Genomic DNA, 20,100 nt, shown 5'->3' with positions numbered 1-20,100 from the left:
TGGAGTGGGAGGTGGTCATGGCTCGTCGTCCGGATGTGTTCGTCCGGTCGTTGTCGATGGACGAGGGCCGCAAGCTGCAGCGGATCACCCGCACGGCCAAGGACCCGGTCAAGTTGCGCCGGGCGATCGTGGTGCTGATGTCCGGCCAGGGCCAGGCGGTCGGGGACATCACCGGCTTGTTGCGGGTCAGCGCGGATTACGTGCGGGATGTGATCCACGCGTTCAACGAGCGGGGGTTCGATGCTTTGGACCCAAAATGGAGCGGGGGTCGACCGCGGAAGATCGGTGAGTATCTGCGGGAGCAGATCTGCCTGATCGCCCGGACGTCCCCCGCCGATTGGGGCATCACCGCGTTCAGCACCTGGTCGCTGGCGAAACTACGAGATCATCTGGTGGGCAGGTTGTCGATGGTGCCGATCTCGATCGAGACCGTGCGGCGGATCCTGCGCGATGGGAAGGTGTCCTGGCAGACCTCCACGACCTGGAAGACCTCCACCGACCCGGACTTCATCGCCAAGATGCACCGGATCCTCGACCTCTACGACCATCCACCGACGGATGGCCGGGTGGTCTGCGTGGACGAGTTCGGCCCGCTCAACCTCCAGCCCCGCAAAGGAAAAGCCTGGCGGCCGATGTCCTCGCCACGCCGATTACGGGCAACCTACAACCGCACCGGCGGCGTGATGCACATGCTGGCCGCGCTGGATCTGACGACCGGCAAGATGTTCTATCGCATCCGGGCCCGCAAGCGGCATCGCGAGTTCCTGGGACTACTCCAGGCGCTGCGGGACCGGTGGCCCGGCGAGAAGTTGTACGTGGTCTGCGACAACTTCTCCCCACATCGGCATCCCACCGTCACCGCCTGGGCCGCTGGCAACCAGGTCGAATTAGTGTTCCTGCCGACCTATGGGTCCTGGCTGAACTGGATCGAAGCTGAGTTCGCCGCGCTGCGGTACTTCGCCCTCAACGGCACCGACCACCGCACCCACGACGAGCAGAATGCCGCGATCGCCGCCTACATCCGATGGCGCAACGCTCATGCCCGACCCAAGACCAGCTTCGCCACCGACTCACCCATCCGCACCTGGACCCATTACCCGGCCAAGGTTGCGTGATGAGCCACTAGTCAATCGAGCCTTGCTCACGTGTGCTCTGCTGACCCGCGACCAGCTTGATCCGCTGGCAGTTACTGGTGAATCGGTGGTGCTCGACCAGCTGCTCATGGACTGTGGCCCCTCAGTCGCAGCGTCGAGCGCAGTGGGAGGACGATCATTTGACACTACCACTACAATTATCGCCCGCCATACTCGCCCGTACCGGCCGTGGATTAACGGCAAGGCGCATCGAGTCGACCGCATCCTTCGTGGCGAATGTCGGCAGTGACGTCGGCGACGGGTGATTCCGCAACGGCAAGATGCTTGAATGGGCAGGTGCTTATTGGTGCCTGATAGGTAGTAGTGCTTCATTAGATGGTGTTGATCTGGGGTTGTTGCGTGCTTGGTTGCGGTTTGGACAGGTTGTCGACAGGTGTGGCAGACACCTGTCCAGACCGCGAGTAAGGCCTGAAGGTCGCGCAGGACCGCGTAGAGCGTCAGGCGTGCGCAGGGACTTTTAGGGTGCGGCGGAGTTGGGTGCAGATCGCCTGTGCCACTGCGGCGAGGGTGACGTGCCGGTGCCAGCCCAGCCAGCTGCGGCCTTCGAAGTGATCCAGGCCCAGACCCGTCTTTGAATTCGCGGTAATCTTGCTCGATGCGCCACCGCATCTTGGCCAGCCGTACCAGGTGTCGCAGCGTGATCCCGGCGGGCAGGGTGGACAGCCAGTAGTCGGTCGGCTCGGGTTGGTCGGGTGGCCACTCGGCCAGCAACCAGCAGTCGGGCAGGCTCCCATCGGTGTCACGGGGGGATGTTGCGGTTGGCCGGACGCACCCGCAGATCCAGAAACTGTGACCGCATCCTCGCGGTTGGGTTGCCCGGGAGGTGCTTCGATCCGTGCCGCCACACCACGAACCGGCCCTGCGCCTTGCCCGCGTCCATGACCAGGGTTTGCAGGTCGATGGGCTTGTAGGGGTGGCGAGGCTGTGGCGGGCGGCCATTGCCGCGACAGGCCGGTGTCACCGGCACGGCATGAGCCGGGTGGGCGGTCTTGGTCGGGGACCCCGCCAGCACAGAGGCCAGGCCGTCGGTCAGGCCGAGCCGGAACTCGGTGGCGTCGCCATAGCTGGCGTCGGCCACCACCGGCCTGTGCGGTAGGCCCCATTCGGTGGTGACCTCGACGAGCATGTCCAGGGCCAGGGCCAGGGCCAGGGCCGCCACTTCTCCCGATGCCGCGCCTCATGCGGGATCGCAATACGAGGTCGCCGACGCCGAATCCGGCTGCGGACCACTCATCCACGGCTTTCTCCTCATCCCAGGACTCTGGCACGAACAGTTCAGGCGCTGCGTTAAGGACAGCGACGTCCCCGCGTGATGGCGCCTGACCGGCAGCTTCATGCCGGGCGTTCGCCAAAGGCACTACAGCCACCTGGTCAGCCTCGAAGCTCGCAAGAGCTTCGCCGCAGCGCCTACATCGGAGGCCGGGCCGAGGCTGACACACGTCAAGATCATCACAGCTTTGCGCCGAGTGGGCAGACAGCCGGCCGTCGACGCCCTCGCGGCTCGCCAGCATTGTCTTGAGCCTCCAACCATCGCGCTGCCAGGACAACCTCATGACCACTACCAACGCTGGCGGGCCTGGGCGACCGCCAGCAGCCCTAGTTCCACGCTTCGTTGGGCAGCTCGCAATCGCCGCCTCAACTGCCGATCACAGTTACAACCCCATCGAAGCCTTTGACAGGCCAACTCCCCCACGCGAACTGGCTACGGCTTGACTCTTAACAAGGGAGAAGATCTCCTCCCACTGCCACCAGTCTGAGACCTAACGCCGCGTGCCATTACCTCAGTAGCGGCGCCTACTATCGCCACCGAGGTCACACCGTGCTCAGCGACCGGCTCCCCACCAGTCGCGTTCCCAACCTCCCAGGGCAGTACAGTGGGGGGTATAGTTCCACGTCAAGCACGTGTGCACCTAAATCTGAGCGATGCGAATGAGGGATAGTAGGTTGACTGATTTCAGGGTACCGGTACCAACAGATCCTGACGAGGGGATCACGCGGGAACTTGATTGGGAGCGCGACCTCGGCCGCTGGACACGCTCAGAGAAAGAGGACGGGGACGTCCGGTGGGTGCAGAACCTCAAACCTTCGACAGCGGACCTGGACTTTCTGCGCACATTCTTCCGTATCGAGCAAGCGATTGTGTCCTCTGTACTGATGCAACTTAGTCCAGGTGAGCTTACCTTGCTTCACTCAAATGGACGTTCCGATAAGCACGTGCTGGCTGCGTTGTGCCCGCAATGTGGAGGTCATTGGATCGTCTACATACGCGAGGAGGATGCGAATTGGTACCGCTATGGAAGAAATTGTGACTACAAATGGTCGCGCGGGGACTGGGTTAACGCTGGCTCTGACGAAGTGCTCGACTCACTCCTAGCATCGGAAGGGCGAATCTAGCTATGTCGTTGTTCCATCAAGGAAATGCGAGCGTCGCTCGTGCGGACAAGAGTTCCGCGACGCGCGCTATTATTGTGACTGGCGACGACAAGCAGGCGGCGTTTTGGAGAAGTCGGCTGGGCGAGACTAGTGAAAATCGTCCCGGAGAGACCTTTCCGCGAGTCCTCGCTGAACGCGGCAGCAAGGGTAACTTCCTTGGGACTCTACAGGCTTATGATCAGGTCTTCGCCGGTAGAGAGCTTGTGTCATCTGGCCTCACTAGGCTCGAGCAGATAGTTATGCTGGTCGGCGCCGGAACCAGGCTGAGTCCATTTACGCAGGCGCTAGGTAACATGAAGTCTGCGTTTCCGCTTCCCGATGCAGATTCCTCTCCTGCGGGCCTTAGTGTTGGTGAAGCCGCCATACGGTCGACTGCTCCTTGGATACAATGTCTACGTCAGGGCGGGTTTGAAGGACTGATCGTCCGGTGGGGTGACGAGGTGCTGATTCCGAGTTCGGAATTGGTTGCAGCGCCGGATCAATACGCTGATGTTGATGCTGTTAGATTTGCTTGGCGTACGGACCCTACAATATCACTTGCTAACCAAAAGGAATGGTTGTTGGTTGACAGTCGCACAGGTTTCGTGATTAGAGATCTTCCGCGTCAGCCCATGTCATCGCTCTTGCGTGAGCTCTCTGCCTCGGCGTACTCAGATACTGCCACCTATGTTAACTTGGGAAGTCTAGCGGCCTCGCATCGACTCCTAAGAGCGGCCTGTGAGAGCTTTCAAGGCGAACTTAACGATAGCAGTTCAGCTGTCAACTGGGATCCGTATTTTTGGATGGCGTTGCAGTGCGCAGATATAGATTCTTGGGAAGCTATTGGCCGAGCCGAAGCTCGTTTCGGCGGAACTGGCTTTGCAAGTTTGGGCTCAGCGGTTCCGAGATTCTTTAGCGCAGTCCAGTCTATGAAACGTCGGCTCCAACAAGAACTCGGGCGCGAACTACGAGTGGCCGTGATGGATTTTGGTGAACCTTACTGGCTGGACGCCGGAAACCATTTGTCACTCCGCAATACCTTCGGCGATGTCTTCGCTCCCAACGAACAAGGACGTGTCGTTCGAGCCTTTCTCGGCCTGCCAGAATCATTGTCAGAGGGCGAGTCCTTTGTTAGAGATAGCAAGATAGCGCCAGGCGTGCGAGTCCATGGCTCAGTGATCATTGGATCTGAGATTCGCGACCCGGGGTCAAGTATTGAGGGTGCCATCGTGATAGGCAGCAGGCTTGGGCGTCTCCGTGTTAATAGTGGCGGTGTAGTGCTATGTAGTGTTTCGGACGACTTGGAAGTACAAGGGCCGCATGGCATCGCATTCCGAATTTTCGGCAAGAGCAAGGTTGCAGGCACTGAGAGCGCGGCAACCTTGCTAATGGGAAATCGGTCGACCACCATGACGTACGACGATAAACTTGGTACGATCGGGGACGGAACATATAGCGAGGCAGTCTTGGGGAACTCGATGTCTTTTAGGGACGCGTCGCAAGCCATGGGCCTTGTCGACCCACTTTTGCTGGACAGGCTTTGGAGCACTGCGCGATCAGTATCGCAGACCTAATTGGCTATGGCACGGGCACTTGCTGCGACAAGGGAGGTGGTGTGGAGGCTATCCATGACTTAGAAGGACAGGCTGCTGTCTTGGAGTTAGAAAACAAATATGTGTATTTGCAAGAATGAGGTACGAGTGAAAACTACTCTTCGTTGAGCAAGCCGTGATTGGCGTCAGTCTGTACCAGCAAGGTCTCGGCCAGCGTCTGCTGCACCCGAGTAGTGCTGGGGGCGTTCATACCGGCATCAGTGGCACCCAGCCGATGCGGGCCTCGTCGCGTCGCTAAACGCGGCGGGGAGATCGTCTGGAGCCAGCAGCGTGGGCAGGGATTTGGTCACGAACGAGACGGCGAGGCCGTTGAGCCGCCGGACTTGGTCGAGTACGTGTTCGGGCGGCTTTGATCGCCCACTCCTGGTCGGGCATGTCCGGCAGGTAACCGGTCACGGTGACAATCAGGTATTCCTCGGAAATCTCTGCCTCCGCCTCGGTGATCGTGGGAGGAAAATCGCGGGTGGGTTGGACGAATCCGAGCGCGGCGAACCCCTCCAACGTGGCGTTGCGCCAGCCACCAGAGGCCTCTGGGACGAGGGCAAGTTGCTCGCAGGACGGGTTGATCACCATGACGGGGATGTCGTCCTTGCGTGGCTTGCCGCCGCGCGGCGGCCTGCTCCGGCGACAACTTCCGCCCCGAGCGCGCCTCTGTCTCATGTGGACTCACAGCGTCCAGTGTCATCACTCACAGTGCCCTGTCGGTGCCGGAAATGGCGTCACATCACGCGACGTGCTGATATTCGTGGATCAGTCCACCGAGCCGATCGTGCCGTTGGACGTGCATGGCTGCGCCGAACGGTGGGACATGGATGGCGTCGTCGTGAGGTGGCCGCTGGTTCAGCGTCCGGTGTGGCCGATGCACGTTGAAATGATCAACATAGTCAGCCAACACCCTTTCGAGGTGATGCCGGTTCACGATCAGCATCCGATCCAGGCACTCCCGGCGCACACTGCCCACCCAGCGTTCCGCGATCGCGTTCGCTCGAGGTGCCCGCACCGGCGTCCGCAACACATCCATACCTGCCGCGGTGAACACCGCATCGAACGCGGCGGTAAACTTGGTGTCGCGATCCCGGATCAGAAACCGCAGGCTCTCGGCCCGATCATCCAGATCCATCAGCAGGTTGCGGGCCTGCTGCACCACCCATGCCGCCGTCGGATGGGCCGTCACCCCAGCCACGTGCACACGACGACGGCCATGCTCGACAAAGAACAACACGTACAACCGGCGCAGCAACACCGTGTCGACGTGAAAGAAGTCGACCGCCATAACCCCCTTTCGCTTGCGCCGTCAGGAATTGCTTCCACGTCGGTCCCGACCGACGAGGCGCTGGATCCAGTCCCGCGTCCTTCAGGATCGACCACACCGTGGACGCCGCCATCCGGTGCCCCAAGCCAACAAGTTCGCCATGGATACGCCGGTAACCCCACAACGGGTTGTCCCTGGCCATCTCCAGCGCCAGCCGACGGATCGTCGCTGCCGTTGGTGGCCGCCCGGGCGGACGCTGGTAGGTCCAGTGGCGTCGTACCAACCGCGCATGCCACCGCAGGATGGTACGTGGTGAAACGATCAACCGCAGCCGCCGCCAGTCCGGTATCAACCGGACCAATGCGGCCAGCACCGCACAATCAGCCCAGCTCAATCGTGGTCGCTCCACCTGCCGACGTAACACCGCGACCTGATGTCGCAGCACCAAGATCTCCGCATCCTTCGCGGCATCTGACCGTACCCACAACACGAGCCAGCCGAACACGCGCATCATCAGCAGGTAGACCAGTCTCATGATCACGAGTAAGGATCATGCAACAACGACTCGACGGTGACCTTGTACCGTGCCAGAACTCGTCGCTGAGGCTGTGACCAGGTGTTTCGTCAGCTCCGGCGCCCGGCATGATCATCGCCTGTGGCGTTCCGTTTCTTGTACCTGATCACAGTTCGGATGCTCGGCTGGCTGACGTTGCTCGCTGGCAGCAGGACCATGCTGATCGCCGAGGTAGTGGTGCTGCGGCACGAGGTGGCCGTACTGCGCCGCCAGAGCAACAGACTGCGTCTCACGTGGCCGGATCGCGCGGTCTTGTCGGCGCTCTTCAGGCTGCTACCGCGCCAACTGCGTGCGCACCGGATCGTCACCCCGGCCACGCTGCTGGCCTGGCATCGGCGTCTGGTCCGGAAGAAGTGGACATACCCACGTCGGACTGGGCGTCCGCCGATAGCCGAGGAGATCCGCTCCCTGGTTGTGTTTATAGCGCGGCAGAATCCTCGATGGGGACATCGTCGTATCCAGGGCGAGCTCGCCCGGCTGGGTCACCGAGTGGGTGCCGGCACGATCCGCCGGATCCTGAGCCGTAGCCGCCTGGGGCCGGCTCCGCGGGGTGCGGACACGACGTGGCGGACCTTTCTGCGCAATCAGGCGCGGGGCCTGCTCGCGGTGGACTTCTTCCACCTCGACACCATCGGCCTGCGTCGGCTCTACGTGCTGTTCGTGATGGAAGTCCGCACACGCCGAGTACACCTCCTCGGTGTCACCGCGCACCCGACCGCATCGTGGGTCATCCAGCAGGCCCGCAACCTGGCAATGGACCTCGCAGAACGGATCGGCTCTTTCCGGTTCCTCATCCGGGACAGGGACACAAAGTTCACCGCCGGGTTCGACGCCGTGTTCCTCGACGAAGGGATCGAGGTCGTGAAGATTCCGCCGCGGACACCTCGAGCGAACTGTTATGCCGAGCGGTTCGTACGCAGCGTCCGGTCGGAGTGCACCGACCGGATGCTGATCTACAACGAGCGGCACGCCGCCGCTGTCTTGGGAGAGTACGTCCGGCATTTCAATGACCACCGGCCACACCAGGGCCTTGATCAGCGGCCACCGAACCATGACCCGGCGAGCGTCATCCCACTGGACGCTCCTATCAGACGCCGAAAGGTGCTCGGCGGCGTGATCAACGAATATCGGCGAGCCGCTTGACCTGACCGGCGAAACACCTGGCCACCGCCCACATGTGGACTTTTGGCACGGTACAGGCGGAGAAGACGGCGATGATCATCCCTCGGGCGTCGTCGCGTCCTCTCGGGCTTCCCTCGGGCCAGCAGGAGACCACAATGGACAGTCAAACGGCCGGAATGAATTGTTCGGAAACTACAAAACCGCAGGTCAACATGGATGTTGACCTGCGGTTGAGGGGTGCGCCGCCAGGGACTCGAACCCCGAACCCGCTGGTTAAGAGCCAGCTGCTCTGCCAGTTGAGCTAGCGGCGCTCGCTTGGTCTCCCTTGCGAACGTGGTAAACCCTAGCATGGGGCGGCCAGCGGTTAAAAATCAGCCCCCCGGGTGATTGAGTCCCGCAGCTGGCGGGCAGAATCCGGGGTGTGGGCCCGTCGGTGGGGTCCGCGCGGCACGCTGGGGTGGGACTGGAGTGCGCGGCAGCAGTGGCAACGTATTAGGTGGGGTCATGGTTCGACGGTCGGTTGCGGCCCTTGCCGCGGGTTTGGCGATGCTCACGGCGGCCTGCTCGTCCGGCACGCCGGCGGCGGATCAGGCTCGGTCTGCGTCCAGTAGTTCGAGCAGCGCGCCGGGCGGCAGCAGCAGCGGGGCTCCGGTTGGTCCGCAGGCCAAGGCGGTTGGGTTGACGCTCACGCCGATCGACAAGGCGGGGGATGTCGCGCCGGGTGAGCCGGTGACGGTCACGGCGACCGACGGCAAGGTCACCGACGTGAAGGTGGCCAACCAGGACGGTAAGCCGATCAATGGCACGTTGTCGGCCGACGGCACGAAGTGGGAGTCGTCGGAACCGTTGGGGTACAGCAAGACGTACACGGTCAATGCCACTGGGCAGGGGGCGGACGGCAAGCCGGCGACGGCTTCGTCGACGTTCACCACGATCAAGCCGGGCAAGCAGATCACTGTGTCGATGAGCCCGACCGACGGGCAGTCGGTGGGGGTCGGGCAGCCGCTGGTGTTCTACTTCTCGTCGAACGTGGGGGACAAGGCCGCGGCGGAGAAGGCGATCTCGGTCACCACCCAGCCGTCGGTGCAGGGCTCGTTCTACTGGTTCCGGGACAACGAGGTGCACTGGCGGCCCCGGGAGTACTGGAAGTCCGGTACCAAGATCACGGTCAACGCGGCCATCTACGGCAAGCAGCTCGGCCCGGGCTCGTTCGGCAAGGAGGACCGGAAGGCGAACATCACCATCGGTCCGAAGCTGGTCGCGGTCGCCGACGGGCAGACCCACCAGATGACGGTCACCAAGGACGACCAGCTGCTCAAGACGGTCCCGATCTCCATGGGCAAGAAGGGCCACGAGACGCCGAACGGCACGTACGTGGTCATGACCGAGCAGCAGGACTACACCATGGACTCCGGCACGTACGGTGTCCCCGCCGACTCACCGGGCGGATACCGGACGAAGATCGCCTTCGCCAGCCGGCTGTCCAACAGCGGCATCTTCTACCACTCGGCCCCCTGGTCAGTGCGCCAGCAAGGCGCCAGCAACGTGAGCCACGGCTGCATCAACATGTCCACGGACAACGCGAAATGGATGCAGGACATAGGCCTGAAAGGCGACATCTTCGTAGTCCAGAACAGCGGGGGCCCGGCCCTCCAGTCCTGGGACGGCCTGGGCGACTGGCAAATCCCCTGGGACGAATGGACAAAAGGCGGCAAGAAGTAAGACGCCCACGACGTAACGCTTTTGACAGCTCAAGCGTCAAACAGGGCGACAATCTTTCTCACTGTATTGCAGTTTCGTATTGTCATTTTCTGGGTGAGGCCAGGGTCGGTGAGTTTGGCGATGCCGGTTCTGTTCACATTCGAACCATCAAAGGCCCACAGTACCGCACCCGGGACGTACTTCACGGTATCGATGCCTGGCTTGGCGGGAAGCCGCTCTATCACGTCCGGGCTGTCAATGTCCTGCCACAGGAACAGCACATTGCAGCCCATCGACTTGCCGTGGGTCCAGTTGTCCGGCAGGGCGTCAGCGATCTTCCTGAAGGCTGTTTTCGTCAGCGTGATGGCGTCCACTTTGAAGCCGAACGTCTTCTCGATGACTTCGCCAACCGCGTCGTTCACCTTGCTGGTTGGCAGGGGGCTTGTCAGTATCACGTTGCCGGAATTGATATAGGTCTGTACTTCGTTGAAGCCGTCCTTCTTCAGCGCTGCTTTGAGGTCGGCCATGCTGACCTTGCTGTTGCCGCCGACATTGACGCCTCTGAGGAGGACGACATATTTCATACACCGATTTTACCATGTCCACGCTATTCAAGATCGTCGACGCTGCCGCATTTTCCACGGCTCCTTGGAATGCACCCAAAATCCCCATTGGGCCAGACGCGGAGTGCGTGGAGTGAGCAGGGCGGTGGCTGACACGGTCAGGGTTCGCCGAGTCGGCGGCGGTCTCCAGCGCGACGTGATCGGCCGGCCGACCTGCCCGCGCGAGGGACGCCTGTTGAGCCGGACCCCAGACATGCAGAGGCCCTCGCCTCCTGAGCGGAGGAAAGGGCCTCTGATCTGCGGGTGAGTGACGGGACTTGAACCCGCGACTTCCTGGACCACAACCAGGTGCTCTACCAGCTGAGCTACACCCACCATGCTTCGTGCGAAGCGACAGTATCGTACCGTGCCGCTGGGGGCAGCTGAAATTCGGGTCAGATGTCGGCGTTGAGCACTCGTTCGGCGGCTGCTCTGGCTTCTTCGCTGGTGGGGCCGGGTTGGGGGACGAAGGCGGTGCTTCGGTAGTACTCGAGCTCTTTGATCGATTCGCGGATGTCGGCGAGGGCACGGTGGGCGAGGCCTTTGCCGGGCTGGGCGTAGTAGATGCGGGGGTACCAGCGGCGACAGAGTTCCTTGATGGAGGAGACGTCCACCATGCGGTAGTGGAGGTGGTTGTCCAGGTCCTGCATGTCTCGGGCGATGAAGCCTCGGTCGGTGGCGATGGAGTTGCCGGCCAGGGGTGCCGTGCGGGCTTCCGGTACGTGTTCGCGCACGTAGTCGAGGACCATCCGCTCGGCTTCGGCGACGGTGACTGTCGACTTGCGGACCTCTTCGGTGAGGCCGGACCGGGCGTGCATCTCGCGGACGACCTCGGGCATGCGGGCGAGCACATCGTCGTCGGCGTGGATCACGACGTCCACGCCTTCACCCAGGACGTTCAGCTCCGCGTCGGTCACCAGGGCGGCGATCTCGATCAACGCGTCGGTCACCAGGTCAAGGCCGGTCATCTCGCAGTCGATCCACACCAGATGCGCATTCACCTGAACCAGCCTATCCCGACCACTGGTGGGGAGGCTTCGAGCTGCGGACTGCGTGTCTTGGATCTACGTTCCTCCCTAGACATCGAGGGAGGCGCCGGTGAACGCCGCGCAGGAGATCGCCGCTGGCTATGCGACCTCAGGTCGGGCCGTGGAGTTGGGTGCGGTTGTCGTCGACGGCCAGGTCGACGCCACCGCCCTGGTCAGGTTGCCGTTGGCCACGTTGAACCGGCACGGTTTGATCGCCGGCGCGACCGGCACCGGGAAGACGAAGACGCTGCAGTTGATCGCCGAGCAGTTGTCCGCCGCGGGGGTGCCTGTGCTGCTCGCGGACATCAAGGGTGACCTGTCCGGTTTGGCGAGGGCTGGTGAGCCCAGTGACCGGACGGCGACGAGGGCGGCCGAGACGGGCGATGACTGGCAGCCGACGGCGTTCCCGGTGCGGTCGTTGTCGTTGGGGACCGGTGGGCCTGGTGTGCCGGTGCGGGCGACTGTGACGAGTTTCGGCCCGATTCTGCTGGCCAAGGTCCTGGGCCTGAACGACACGCAGGAGTCGACTCTGGGCCTGATCTTCCATTGGGCGGACGCGCGTGGTCTCGCCCTGCTGGACACGAAGGACCTGCGGGCCGTCATCACGCACCTGACCAGCGACGAGGGCAAGGAGGACCTCAGGTCGCTCGGTGGTGTGTCGGCGGCCACGGCCGGGGTGATCCTGCGCGCACTGTCCAATCTGGAGGCGCAGGGCGGTGACGAGTTCTTCGGCGAGCCCGAGTTGGAGGTCGCCGACCTGATGCGGACCGGCCAGGTCACCCTGCTGGAGGTGGCTGATCTGCAGAGCCGGCCGGCGTTGTTCTCCACGTTCCTGATGTGGCTGCTGGCCGAGTTGTTCCACGAGCTGCCCGAGGCCGGTGACCTGGACGCCCCGAAGCTGGTGTTCGTCCTGGACGAGGCCCACCTGCTGTTCAAGGACGCGTCCAAGGCGTTCCTTGGCCAGATCGAGCAGACGGTCAAGCTGATCCGGTCGAAGGGTGTCGGCGTGTTCTTCTGCACCCAGCTGCCGACCGACATCCCCAACGCCGTCCTGTCCCAGCTCGGCGCCCGCGTCCAGCACGCTTTGCGCGCCTTCACGCCGGAGGACCAGAAGGCGTTGTCCCAGACCGTGAAGACGTACCCGACCACCCCGCACTACGACCTGGGCAAGGCGTTGACCACGTTGGGGATCGGTGAGGCCATCGTCACGGTCCTCAGTGAACGCGGTGCGCCCACACCTGTCGCGTGGACACGGCTACGCGCCCCGCGGTCGCTGATGGGGACCATCGGCATGGACGCGATCCGCGACGCCGCGAACAGCAGTGACCTGCACGGGAAGTACGCCGAGACGATCGACCGGGAGTCGGCCTACGAGAAGCTCACCGCCAAGGTGGTCGAACCGGCACCCGAGCCAGAGGCACCGAAACCGGAGAAGCAGGAGCCGGGCGGCCTGGAGAAGGTGCTCGCCAGCGCGCCGGTGAAGTCGTTCCTGCGGTCCGCGGCCAGCGCCCTCGGCCGGGAGATCACCCGTGGTCTGTTCGGGACGGCCAAGAAGCGGCGCTGATAGGCTGAAAGCGCCAATATCGGAAATCAGGCGCCTGAAGGCACGAGGAACTGCTGACCAGGAACAGCCATCTGGTCGTGGACGAACCCGCCCGGCACAACGTGCGCATGACGCTCGCGTTGCTGGCGGCCTATCAGCTGCTGGGGTCCTTGGACCTGGTGCGGGCGGCGTTCACCGAGCCGCTCGCCGAGATGGTGCGGGACGCGACCACCGCGATGCTGGACTACGCCGAAGACCCGTACCAGGCCATGGTGGACCTGGCGAAAGCCCGGGAGGAACACTTCTTCGGCGCCGGGTTCACCTTCGAGCACGCGGTCGACGACGGCACGCGGTTCCATCAGGACGTGCACCGATGCCTGTACCACGAGGTGCTCGCCGGCAACGGGTCGCCGGAGCTGGCCCCGGTGATGTGCGCGTTCGACGGCAACTGGATCGAGGCGATCGACCCGGACCGGCACGGGTTCCGGTTCGACCGGGCCACCACGATCGGCACGGGCGGCCCGGTCTGCCCGTTCCACTTCAACAGGGTCACAGCTTCCGCCACACCAGCCGGGTGAGGGTGGCGGCGACCGTCGCGAGTGGAGGTTGGGGTCGGCTCCGGGCTTCCGGGGCCGACTCCGCCATCATCCGGTACGCCAGGTTCGCGCCCCGGCGCGAGCTGCGCGGCGCGATGATCCTGGCCAGCTCCAACAGGATCCCGGCCGGCCGGCTGGTCACCTCGGGCCGGCGCACGAGGGAGTCGACGACCATCCGGGCGGCGTCGTCCGGCGAGATCGGCGCCATGCCCTGGTAGACCTTGGTTGATTCGATCATCGGGGTACGCACCAACGGCATCCGCACGGACGTGAACGTGACCCCGTCGGCCAGCAGTTCCCGGCCGGCCACCCGGCCGAACTCCTCAAGCGCGGCCTTCGACGCGAGGTACGCGGAGAACCGCGGGGTGTCGCTCTGCAGCCCCATCGTGGTCACGTTCACCACGTGCCCGAACCGGCGGGCGCGCATCTGCGGCAGCAGCCCGAGGGTCAGCCGCAGCGGCGCGAAGTAGTTCAACGCCATGGTCCGCTCGTAGTCGTGGAACCGGTCCACGGACAGGAAGACCGAGCGCCTGATGGACCGGCCGGCGTTGTTCACCAGCATGTCCACGGCTTCGTGGTCGACCAGGACCTGTTTCACCAACGAGTCGACCGCGACGCTGTCGGTCAGGTCGCACGGGTACACCGAGGCCGAGCCGCCGAACGCGGTGATCTCGTCCCGCACGGCGTTCAGTTCGTCCGCCCGGCGCGCCACCAACAGCACCTGCGAACCGCGCCGGGCCACGGCGATCGCGGTCGCCCGCCCGATCCCGGACGACGCGCCGGTGATGAGGATCCGCCTGCCCGCCAACGGGTCCGCCCGGTCGACTCGGCGCCGGACGCGGTACGGGTCAAGGTGTTCCGACCAGTACCGCAGCAGTCGCGGCGCGTACGCCGACAGCGACGGCACTGTGATGCCGTGCAGCGCCAGAGTCGCGGAGCTGTCGAACTTCGGCGCCAGCGCCATGTGCGGCATGACCTCCGGCGGGATCCCGAGTTCGACCAGGACCGCCGACCGGGCCTCCCGACCGCCGGGGAGCCGGTCCACCAGCCGGGCCGCGAGCCGGGTGGCACCGCGACCGCTTCGCATCAGTCCGCGTGCGCGTGGGCTGGCGACGATCGTGGGGGCGCCGGCCGGTTTGGCGAAGGCGTTGTAGACCTCGGTCAGCCGCTGGTTGCGGGGCGATCCGATGTGGAACGTGGTCCGCGCGGTGGTGGTGTGCATCAAGGCGTCGATCACGTCGACGACATGGTCGACGGGCACGATGTTGGTCGAGCCGATGTCGGGGACGACCAGCGGCAGCCGGGCGGGGAGCCGGGCGAGGCGGGTGATGGCCGGCAGGAAGTAGTACGGGCCGTCGATCTTGTCCATCTCGCCGGTCCGCGAGTCGCCGACCACGGCCGACGGCCGGTACACCCGCCACGGCACCAGATCCTGGCTACGGACCAGCTTCTCGGCTTCGAACTTCGTCGCGTGGTAGGGCGAGGGCAGGTGCTGGCCGAGGTCGAAGTCGTCCTCGGTGAAGCGGCCGCGGTGGTCTCCCGCGACCGCCACCGACGACACGTGGTGCAGGCATTTCGCGCGCACGGCCGCGGCGAACGCGATGACGTGCCCGGTCCCGGTCACGTTCACCGCTCGGTTGACGTCGAGCGGTGCCGTGAGGTCGTAGATCGCACCCAGATGGACAACGTGGTCGATGGGATCGGTGAATCCACCGATGCCCAACCCGGGGGCGGTGAGGTCCCCGACGACGGCGGTGACCCGTGGCGAGTCCCACTCACGGGCCGCCGAAGCGAAGCGGTCTGTCGATCGGACGAGCACGTACACGGCGTCGCAGTCCGGGCGCGCGAGCAGCCGAGTGATCAGCCTGCGCCCGAGAAAACCAGTTCCACCAGTGACGAAGTAGCTGGCCATCCGCACCTCCTCGGTACGGACCCACCATACCTACTGATGAGTAGTTTTATCCCTCCGGGATCGCCGAGGCATCCACCACGGCGTCTCGGAGCGCCGCGCGCAGCCGGCCCACGTCCAACGGAGACAGCACTGCCGTCTCGCCGGGCGGGGACACCAACACGACGCGGCCACTGCTGACGAACACCGTCAGGTCTCGTCGCCTGCCAGCGATGTCTCGGCAGCTGACGGACCATTCCTTGCGGGCGTTCACCTCTGTCCAACCTCCCCGGTTGTCTGGCCAACGGTTCCCATCGCCGTTGTGGAGACGCCTGTCGTCCGACGCCATGACGCGTCCGCGAAGGTTTTTCGCACTTTCGGTACCAGACCCGTTCGGTGCCAATGTCGATCTTGAACTGGTAGAGCTTACCCGGCGGCTTACCCGATCGGGGACACGTTTTGATATACCGAAACTGACCAGATTGCACCGAACGGGTGACGAGCGACCATCGATCGTGTAACGCGCGGATTCTTGGTGGCATCCTGTTCCGCGTGCCAGGCCGTGTCTCGACGTCCCCGTCCGCGATAGCCGGGCCGAGGTGGTTCCTGGCGCCACCGCCGAAGCGCCCGAATACAACCAAGGTATTGGGGCGCTCCTGCGGCGACGCCAGGAACCACCTCGATCCCGGCTCTCATCGAACGGGGACGGCGAGACACGACCTTGACCCTCCCCTGCCGACGGTGTCGACAGTTGACTATGCAACTATCGCATCTCCGTTGGTGCCGGTGAGTGCCTCGGGGCGGATCCGTGACCGGTAGGGCGCAGGGCGCGCCGACCCGGCTGCGGCTGGCCGACGAGTTCTTCCTGGTGGCGCACAACCACGACGCCGACACGATCCTGCCGCGGCTGCACGGCACCGGGATCGACCTCGGCCTGGCCGGCGCGCTGCTCGCCGAGCTCGTGCTCGACCGGCGGGTGGAGATCACCGAGGGCCAGGTCGTGGTGTTCGACCCGACCCCGCCGCGCGACGAACTCGCGGCGAGCCTGTTGCGCGACATAGTCATGGAGCCGCCGCACACCATCCGGGTGTGGCTGGAGTACGTCTCGCACGACGCCCGCGACAAGGTCGGCAGCCGGTTGCACGTGGCCGGCCAGCTCGCCCAGGTGAAGCACCGCAAGTGGTGGGGCGGCCCGGCCGTGCAGTACCGGGCGGTCAACGCCGAACGCGCCCTCATCCCCGAGGTCAGGCTGCACGACCTGCTGGCCCGTCCGCATCCGGGTCTGGGCGGTGCCCGGATCAGCCAGGACCACAGGTTGATGCAGGACGTCACGCTCGCCGCGCTCGCGCAGGCGACAGGCCTGCTCAGCGCCCTGCTCTGGTACCACGGACCGCATCGCGCGCGGTCCCAGTTGGACGAACTGCGGCGGGCCCTGCCGTCGCCCTTGCTCGAACTCGCCAAGCAGACCGAGGCGGCCGTGGGGGACGCCGTCCTCGGCCGCCGGAGATGACCCCTGCCCGTCCGCCGCTCAGCAGAAGGAGCGAAGTCCGTTGTCCGAGAACAGTTTAGGACTTCAGACCCGACCGGCCCCGCCGCCGGCCAGGCCCAGCCGTGTGTCCCGCGCGCTGGCGAGGAACCGGCTCGGGGTGTCCGCGGTCGTGTTCTTCATCGTGTCCGCGGCGGCGCCGCTGACCGTGATCGGCAGTGGCGCCGTGGTCACGTTCGCGCAGACCAAGACGATCGGCATCCCGGTCGCGTACGCGGCGATCGCGGTCGTGCTGGGCGTCTTCGCCGTCGGTTACGTGGCGATGTCCCGGCACATCACCAACGCGGGGGCCTTCTACACCTACGTGGCCCAGGGCCTCGGGCGGGTGTTCGGCGTGGGCGCGTCGTTCGTGGCCATCGTGGCGTACAACGCCATGCAGATCGGCCTGTACGGCGGGTTCGGCGGGATCCTGGCGACGCACCTGAAGACGTGGTTCGGCTGGAACGTGCAGTGGTGGGTGCTGGGGCTGGGCGGCTGGCTGATCGTCGCGATCCTCGGCGTGCTGCGGATCGACTTCAACAGCCGGGTGCTCGCGGTCCTGCTCACCGCGGAGTGCCTGATCATGCTGGTGTTCGACGCGACCGAGCTGACCCACCCGGCGAACGGCACGGTCAGCTTCGCGGCGTTGTCCCCGTCGCATCTGTTCGCGGCGGGCGGGGGCGCGCTGCTCGTGACCGCTGTGACGGGCTTTGTCGGCTTCGAGGGTGGCGCGGTGTACGCGGAGGAGACCCGTGACCCGAAACGTACGGTGGCTCAAGCGACGTACATAGCCGTGGCGTTCGTCGGTGTGCTGTACGCGGTGTCGTCATGGGCGCTGACTGTGTTCACCGGGCCGGGCAACATCGTCGACGCGGCGACCACCCAGTCGACCGACCTGATCTTCAACATCAACTCCGGGTTCCTCGGCGCGTGGATCGTGGACATCGGCCGGATCCTCATCGTGACCAGCCTGTTCGCCGCCCTGGTGAGCTTCCACAACACGGTCGCGCGGTACCTGTTCGCGCTCGGCCGGGAACACGTGCTGCCGTCCGGCCTTGGCGCGACCAGCCGCCGGACCGGGGCGCCGTACGTGGGTTCGCTGGTGCAGACCGCGGTGGCGTTGGTGGTGCTGATCCTGTTCGCCGCGTTCAAGCTGGACCCGTTGGGCGACTTGTTCTTCGTCGTCACCACGTACGGCGGACTGGGTGTGCTGATCCTGATGGCGGTCACGTCGGTGTCGGTCATCGGGTACTTCGCGGCACGCAAGATCGCGGGGGAGAACGTGTGGCACCGGGCTGTCGCGCCGGCGATCGCGGCATTGCTGCTGGTGGTCGTGTTGTGGCTGACCCTCAACCAGTACTCGACGTTGCTCGGCCTGCCGTCGGATCATCCGGCGGTGTGGATGCTGCCGGCGTCGTTCGCGGTCGCCGGGGTGGTCGGCATCCTGTGGGGGTTGTTCCTGCGGAGCAAGCGCCCCAAGGTCTACGCCGCCATCGGCCTCGGCGCCAACAGTGTGATCGGGCGCGCGTCCCAGGAGCCACTGGCGATCACGGCCGGCCCGTCGTCCGGAACCAACGTGCTGCCGGCCCAGGTGACCAGCCCCGGCCTGGGGGCGTCCCCGGTCCGGCACGAGATCTTCCTGGTGGGCGGCGACCACCCGGTCGGCCCGGTGAGCACCGTGCTGAGCGAGGCGTTCATCACCGGCGATATCGCCGACTGGCTGGTGCCGAACGTGGCGGACCGCCGCCGGATCTACCCGCAGTACTGGGCGATGGCGGTGGAGCACGCGCTGAGCGGCGCCGGCGAGGTGTACGCCGGTGGCGAGCTCGCCGGCACCGCGTTGTGGTACCCGGCGGTCTACGGGCCGCCGAACTCGGAGCCACGGGACTTCGCCCAGCGCCTGCGGGCGATCTGCGGCCCGTACACGGACCGGTTCTTCGCCTTGCACCAGGCCATGGACGCGGCCCATCCGACCATGCCGCACCACTACCTGGCGTTCGTCGCCGTGCTCCCGCCGGAGCAGAACAGGGGGATCGGGTCGGCGCTGGTCCAGCACCGGCTCAGGGAGCTGGACGCCGCGGCGGTGCCCGCGTACCTGGAGGCCACCAACCGGCGGAACCTGGCGCTGTACGTCCACCTGGGCTTCCAGCCGACCGGGAACCCGATCGTGCTGCCGGACGACGGCCCGAAGCTGTACCCGATGTGGCGGCCGGCCTCAGTCCACAGAGGACTCTAGGAGACCGGGTGGCGGCCGGGGCCGCCACCCGTCACCACTAGTTGTTGTTCACGAAGGCCTGTGCTTTGGCCGCGCCGACCGAGTCCGCCGCCGAGTTGCTCTCGATCGGGGACACCGTGGAGTTCTTGAAGCAGATGTAGGTCACGCCGCTGTCCACGCCGCCGTTCGACGGGTCGGGGTTGATGCCGAGGTCGCGGGCGGTCGCGTAGGAGGCCTCACCGATGATCTGGGTCGGCCCGGTGTCGCCGATCACCGCGTAGAGCACCTTGTTGTTGAAGATCACGGCGCAGGAGCCGGCTCCTTTCAGGCCGGACGACGGGTAGCGCCAGATGCTGCTGGTGCTCGGCACCACGATGTAGTGGGTGACGTCCGCGGTCAGCGGCTTGTCCTTGGACGTGTGGAACGCCGTGTCCGCCTGGAAGCAGCAGTCGGTGTTCTCGTTGCAACGGGACGTCCGGACACCGTCGCAGTCGATGTCCATGTCGGCCTTCCAGAAGACCGCGCCGTTGGCGTCGCAGACCGCGACCGTCCGGCCGGTCTCGTCGTCCGTCTTGTACTTGCCGTTCGAGATCTGCTTGCAGGAAGTGGTTTTCGCGAGCAGTTGGCTCGCGGTCGGCCCAGCCTGGACTCGGGGCTGGGGACTCGCGCTCGCGACGGCGGACGGGATGATCGAACCCGCCGCCAACAGGGTCGCCGCGAGGAGCAGGAGCTTCCGCATCTAGGTCTCCCTTAATTAGGAAACTTTCCAGACATATGTGGCGGCAGGCCCACTATGCTCGGTCACCGCGCGTCAACTCAAGACCTTGTCCGAAACATCCTGTTCGGTTCGGGTGTGCGAACGAAACCCGGTTGCG

At 64.9% G+C, this 20,100-nt stretch carries 13 protein-coding genes, 2 tRNA genes and 1 pseudogene; 7 read left to right on the top strand and 9 right to left on the bottom strand.

All coding sequences use genetic code 11. From position 1 onward, the window contains the following. Nucleotides 1-17: 17 nt before the first annotated feature. Nucleotides 18-1,115: an IS630 family transposase gene (locus tag EV192_RS50935; RefSeq protein ID WP_243727608.1), complete on the top strand. Its 1,098-nt coding sequence runs from the start codon at nt 18-20 to the stop codon at nt 1,113-1,115. A 476-nt stretch (nt 1,116-1,591) separates the two neighbouring features. Here EV192_RS50935 and EV192_RS57620 read toward each other — a convergent pair. Both EV192_RS57620 and EV192_RS55200 read right to left on the bottom strand, forming a co-directional pair. Next, nucleotides 1,592-2,428, bottom strand: a pseudogene (locus EV192_RS57620) (IS701 family transposase); the annotation flags it as partial. A gap of 3,475 nt (nt 2,429-5,903) precedes the next feature. Then, a complete protein-coding gene (locus EV192_RS55200; protein WP_207926943.1) occupies nt 5,904-6,452 on the bottom strand; it encodes an integrase core domain-containing protein in 549 nt (182 codons plus the stop codon). Between the two features lie 634 nt (nt 6,453-7,086). Between EV192_RS55200 and EV192_RS56585 the strand changes: the two genes are divergently transcribed. Then, nucleotides 7,087-8,148: an integrase core domain-containing protein gene (locus EV192_RS56585; protein WP_132126050.1), complete on the top strand. Its 1,062-nt coding sequence runs from the start codon at nt 7,087-7,089 to the stop codon at nt 8,146-8,148. Between the two features lie 217 nt (nt 8,149-8,365). Here EV192_RS56585 and EV192_RS50915 read toward each other — a convergent pair. After that, a tRNA-Lys gene (locus EV192_RS50915) sits at nt 8,366-8,438 on the bottom strand. A gap of 193 nt (nt 8,439-8,631) precedes the next feature. On the opposite strand from EV192_RS50915, the gene EV192_RS50910 reads away from it, so the two are divergent. Continuing rightward, a complete protein-coding gene (locus tag EV192_RS50910; protein WP_207926941.1) occupies nt 8,632-9,849 on the top strand; it encodes a L,D-transpeptidase in 1,218 nt (405 codons plus the stop codon). A gap of 29 nt (nt 9,850-9,878) precedes the next feature. On the opposite strand, the gene EV192_RS50905 is transcribed toward EV192_RS50910, so the two are convergent. The 3 genes from EV192_RS50905 to orn form a co-directional block, all read right to left on the bottom strand. Next, nucleotides 9,879-10,412 (bottom strand): DUF1697 domain-containing protein, encoded by a 534-nt coding sequence (locus EV192_RS50905; protein WP_132126049.1) that lies wholly within the window; start codon nt 10,410-10,412, stop codon nt 9,879-9,881. Between the two features lie 281 nt (nt 10,413-10,693). Next, nucleotides 10,694-10,766 (bottom strand) — tRNA-His (locus EV192_RS50900). A gap of 59 nt (nt 10,767-10,825) precedes the next feature. Beyond that, nucleotides 10,826-11,431 (bottom strand): oligoribonuclease, encoded by a 606-nt coding sequence (gene orn / locus EV192_RS50895; protein ID WP_132126048.1) that lies wholly within the window; start codon nt 11,429-11,431, stop codon nt 10,826-10,828. 97 nt (nt 11,432-11,528) lie between these two features. Between orn and EV192_RS50890 the strand changes: the two genes are divergently transcribed. Both EV192_RS50890 and EV192_RS50885 read left to right on the top strand, forming a co-directional pair. Further along, a complete protein-coding gene (locus tag EV192_RS50890) occupies nt 11,529-13,022 on the top strand; it encodes a helicase HerA-like domain-containing protein (RefSeq protein ID WP_132126047.1) in 1,494 nt (497 codons plus the stop codon). A gap of 77 nt (nt 13,023-13,099) precedes the next feature. Then, entirely contained in the window at nt 13,100-13,579 is a 480-nt protein-coding gene (locus tag EV192_RS50885; RefSeq protein WP_243727607.1) for an L-2-amino-thiazoline-4-carboxylic acid hydrolase, read from the top strand. On the opposite strand, the gene EV192_RS50880 is transcribed toward EV192_RS50885, so the two are convergent. Together EV192_RS50880 and EV192_RS50875 are read right to left on the bottom strand one after the other, a co-directional pair. After that, nucleotides 13,551-15,509: an SDR family oxidoreductase gene (locus EV192_RS50880; protein ID WP_132126046.1), complete on the bottom strand. Its 1,959-nt coding sequence runs from the start codon at nt 15,507-15,509 to the stop codon at nt 13,551-13,553. The two genes, EV192_RS50885 and EV192_RS50880, sit on opposite strands and share 29 nt — an antisense overlap. A 46-nt stretch (nt 15,510-15,555) precedes the next feature. After that, on the bottom strand, nt 15,556-15,759 hold the full coding sequence (locus tag EV192_RS50875) for a hypothetical protein (RefSeq protein WP_132126045.1): 204 nt from the start codon (nt 15,757-15,759) through the stop codon (nt 15,556-15,558). Between the two features lie 534 nt (nt 15,760-16,293). Between EV192_RS50875 and EV192_RS50870 the strand changes: the two genes are divergently transcribed. Both EV192_RS50870 and EV192_RS50865 read left to right on the top strand, forming a co-directional pair. Then, complete coding sequence (locus EV192_RS50870; RefSeq protein ID WP_165961026.1) at nt 16,294-16,995, top strand: GOLPH3/VPS74 family protein; 702 nt, start codon at nt 16,294-16,296, stop codon at nt 16,993-16,995. 40 nt (nt 16,996-17,035) lie between these two features. Continuing rightward, complete coding sequence (locus EV192_RS50865; protein ID WP_132126043.1) at nt 17,036-19,246, top strand: GNAT family N-acetyltransferase; 2,211 nt, start codon at nt 17,036-17,038, stop codon at nt 19,244-19,246. 37 nt (nt 19,247-19,283) lie between these two features. On the opposite strand, the gene EV192_RS50860 is transcribed toward EV192_RS50865, so the two are convergent. Then, entirely contained in the window at nt 19,284-19,964 is a 681-nt protein-coding gene (locus tag EV192_RS50860; RefSeq protein WP_132126042.1) for a glycoside hydrolase family 75 protein, read from the bottom strand. Between the last annotated feature and the right edge of the window lie 136 nt (nt 19,965-20,100).

The organism is Actinocrispum wychmicini (assembly GCF_004345645.1).
Taxonomy (GTDB): domain Bacteria; phylum Actinomycetota; class Actinomycetes; order Mycobacteriales; family Pseudonocardiaceae; genus Kibdelosporangium; species Kibdelosporangium wychmicini.
The sequence above is the reverse complement of the archived record's forward strand: the minus strand, read 5'-3'. Positions and strand labels throughout refer to the sequence as shown.

What these genes read in the sequence shown, in the direction of transcription:
- EV192_RS55200 (WP_207926943.1), bottom strand. Translation starts at nt 6,452, where the DNA reads ATGGCGGTCGACTTCTTTCACGTCGACACGGTGTTGCTGCGCCGGTTG.
- EV192_RS50860 (WP_132126042.1), bottom strand. Translation starts at nt 19,964, where the DNA reads ATGCGGAAGCTCCTGCTCCTCGCGGCGACCCTGTTGGCGGCGGGTTCG.
- EV192_RS50905 (WP_132126049.1), bottom strand. Translation starts at nt 10,412, where the DNA reads ATGAAATATGTCGTCCTCCTCAGAGGCGTCAATGTCGGCGGCAACAGC.
- EV192_RS50880 (WP_132126046.1), bottom strand. Translation starts at nt 15,509, where the DNA reads ATGGCCAGCTACTTCGTCACTGGTGGAACTGGTTTTCTCGGGCGCAGG.
- EV192_RS50935 (WP_243727608.1), top strand. Translation starts at nt 18, where the DNA reads ATGGCTCGTCGTCCGGATGTGTTCGTCCGGTCGTTGTCGATGGACGAG.
- EV192_RS50910 (WP_207926941.1), top strand. Translation starts at nt 8,632, where the DNA reads ATGGTTCGACGGTCGGTTGCGGCCCTTGCCGCGGGTTTGGCGATGCTC.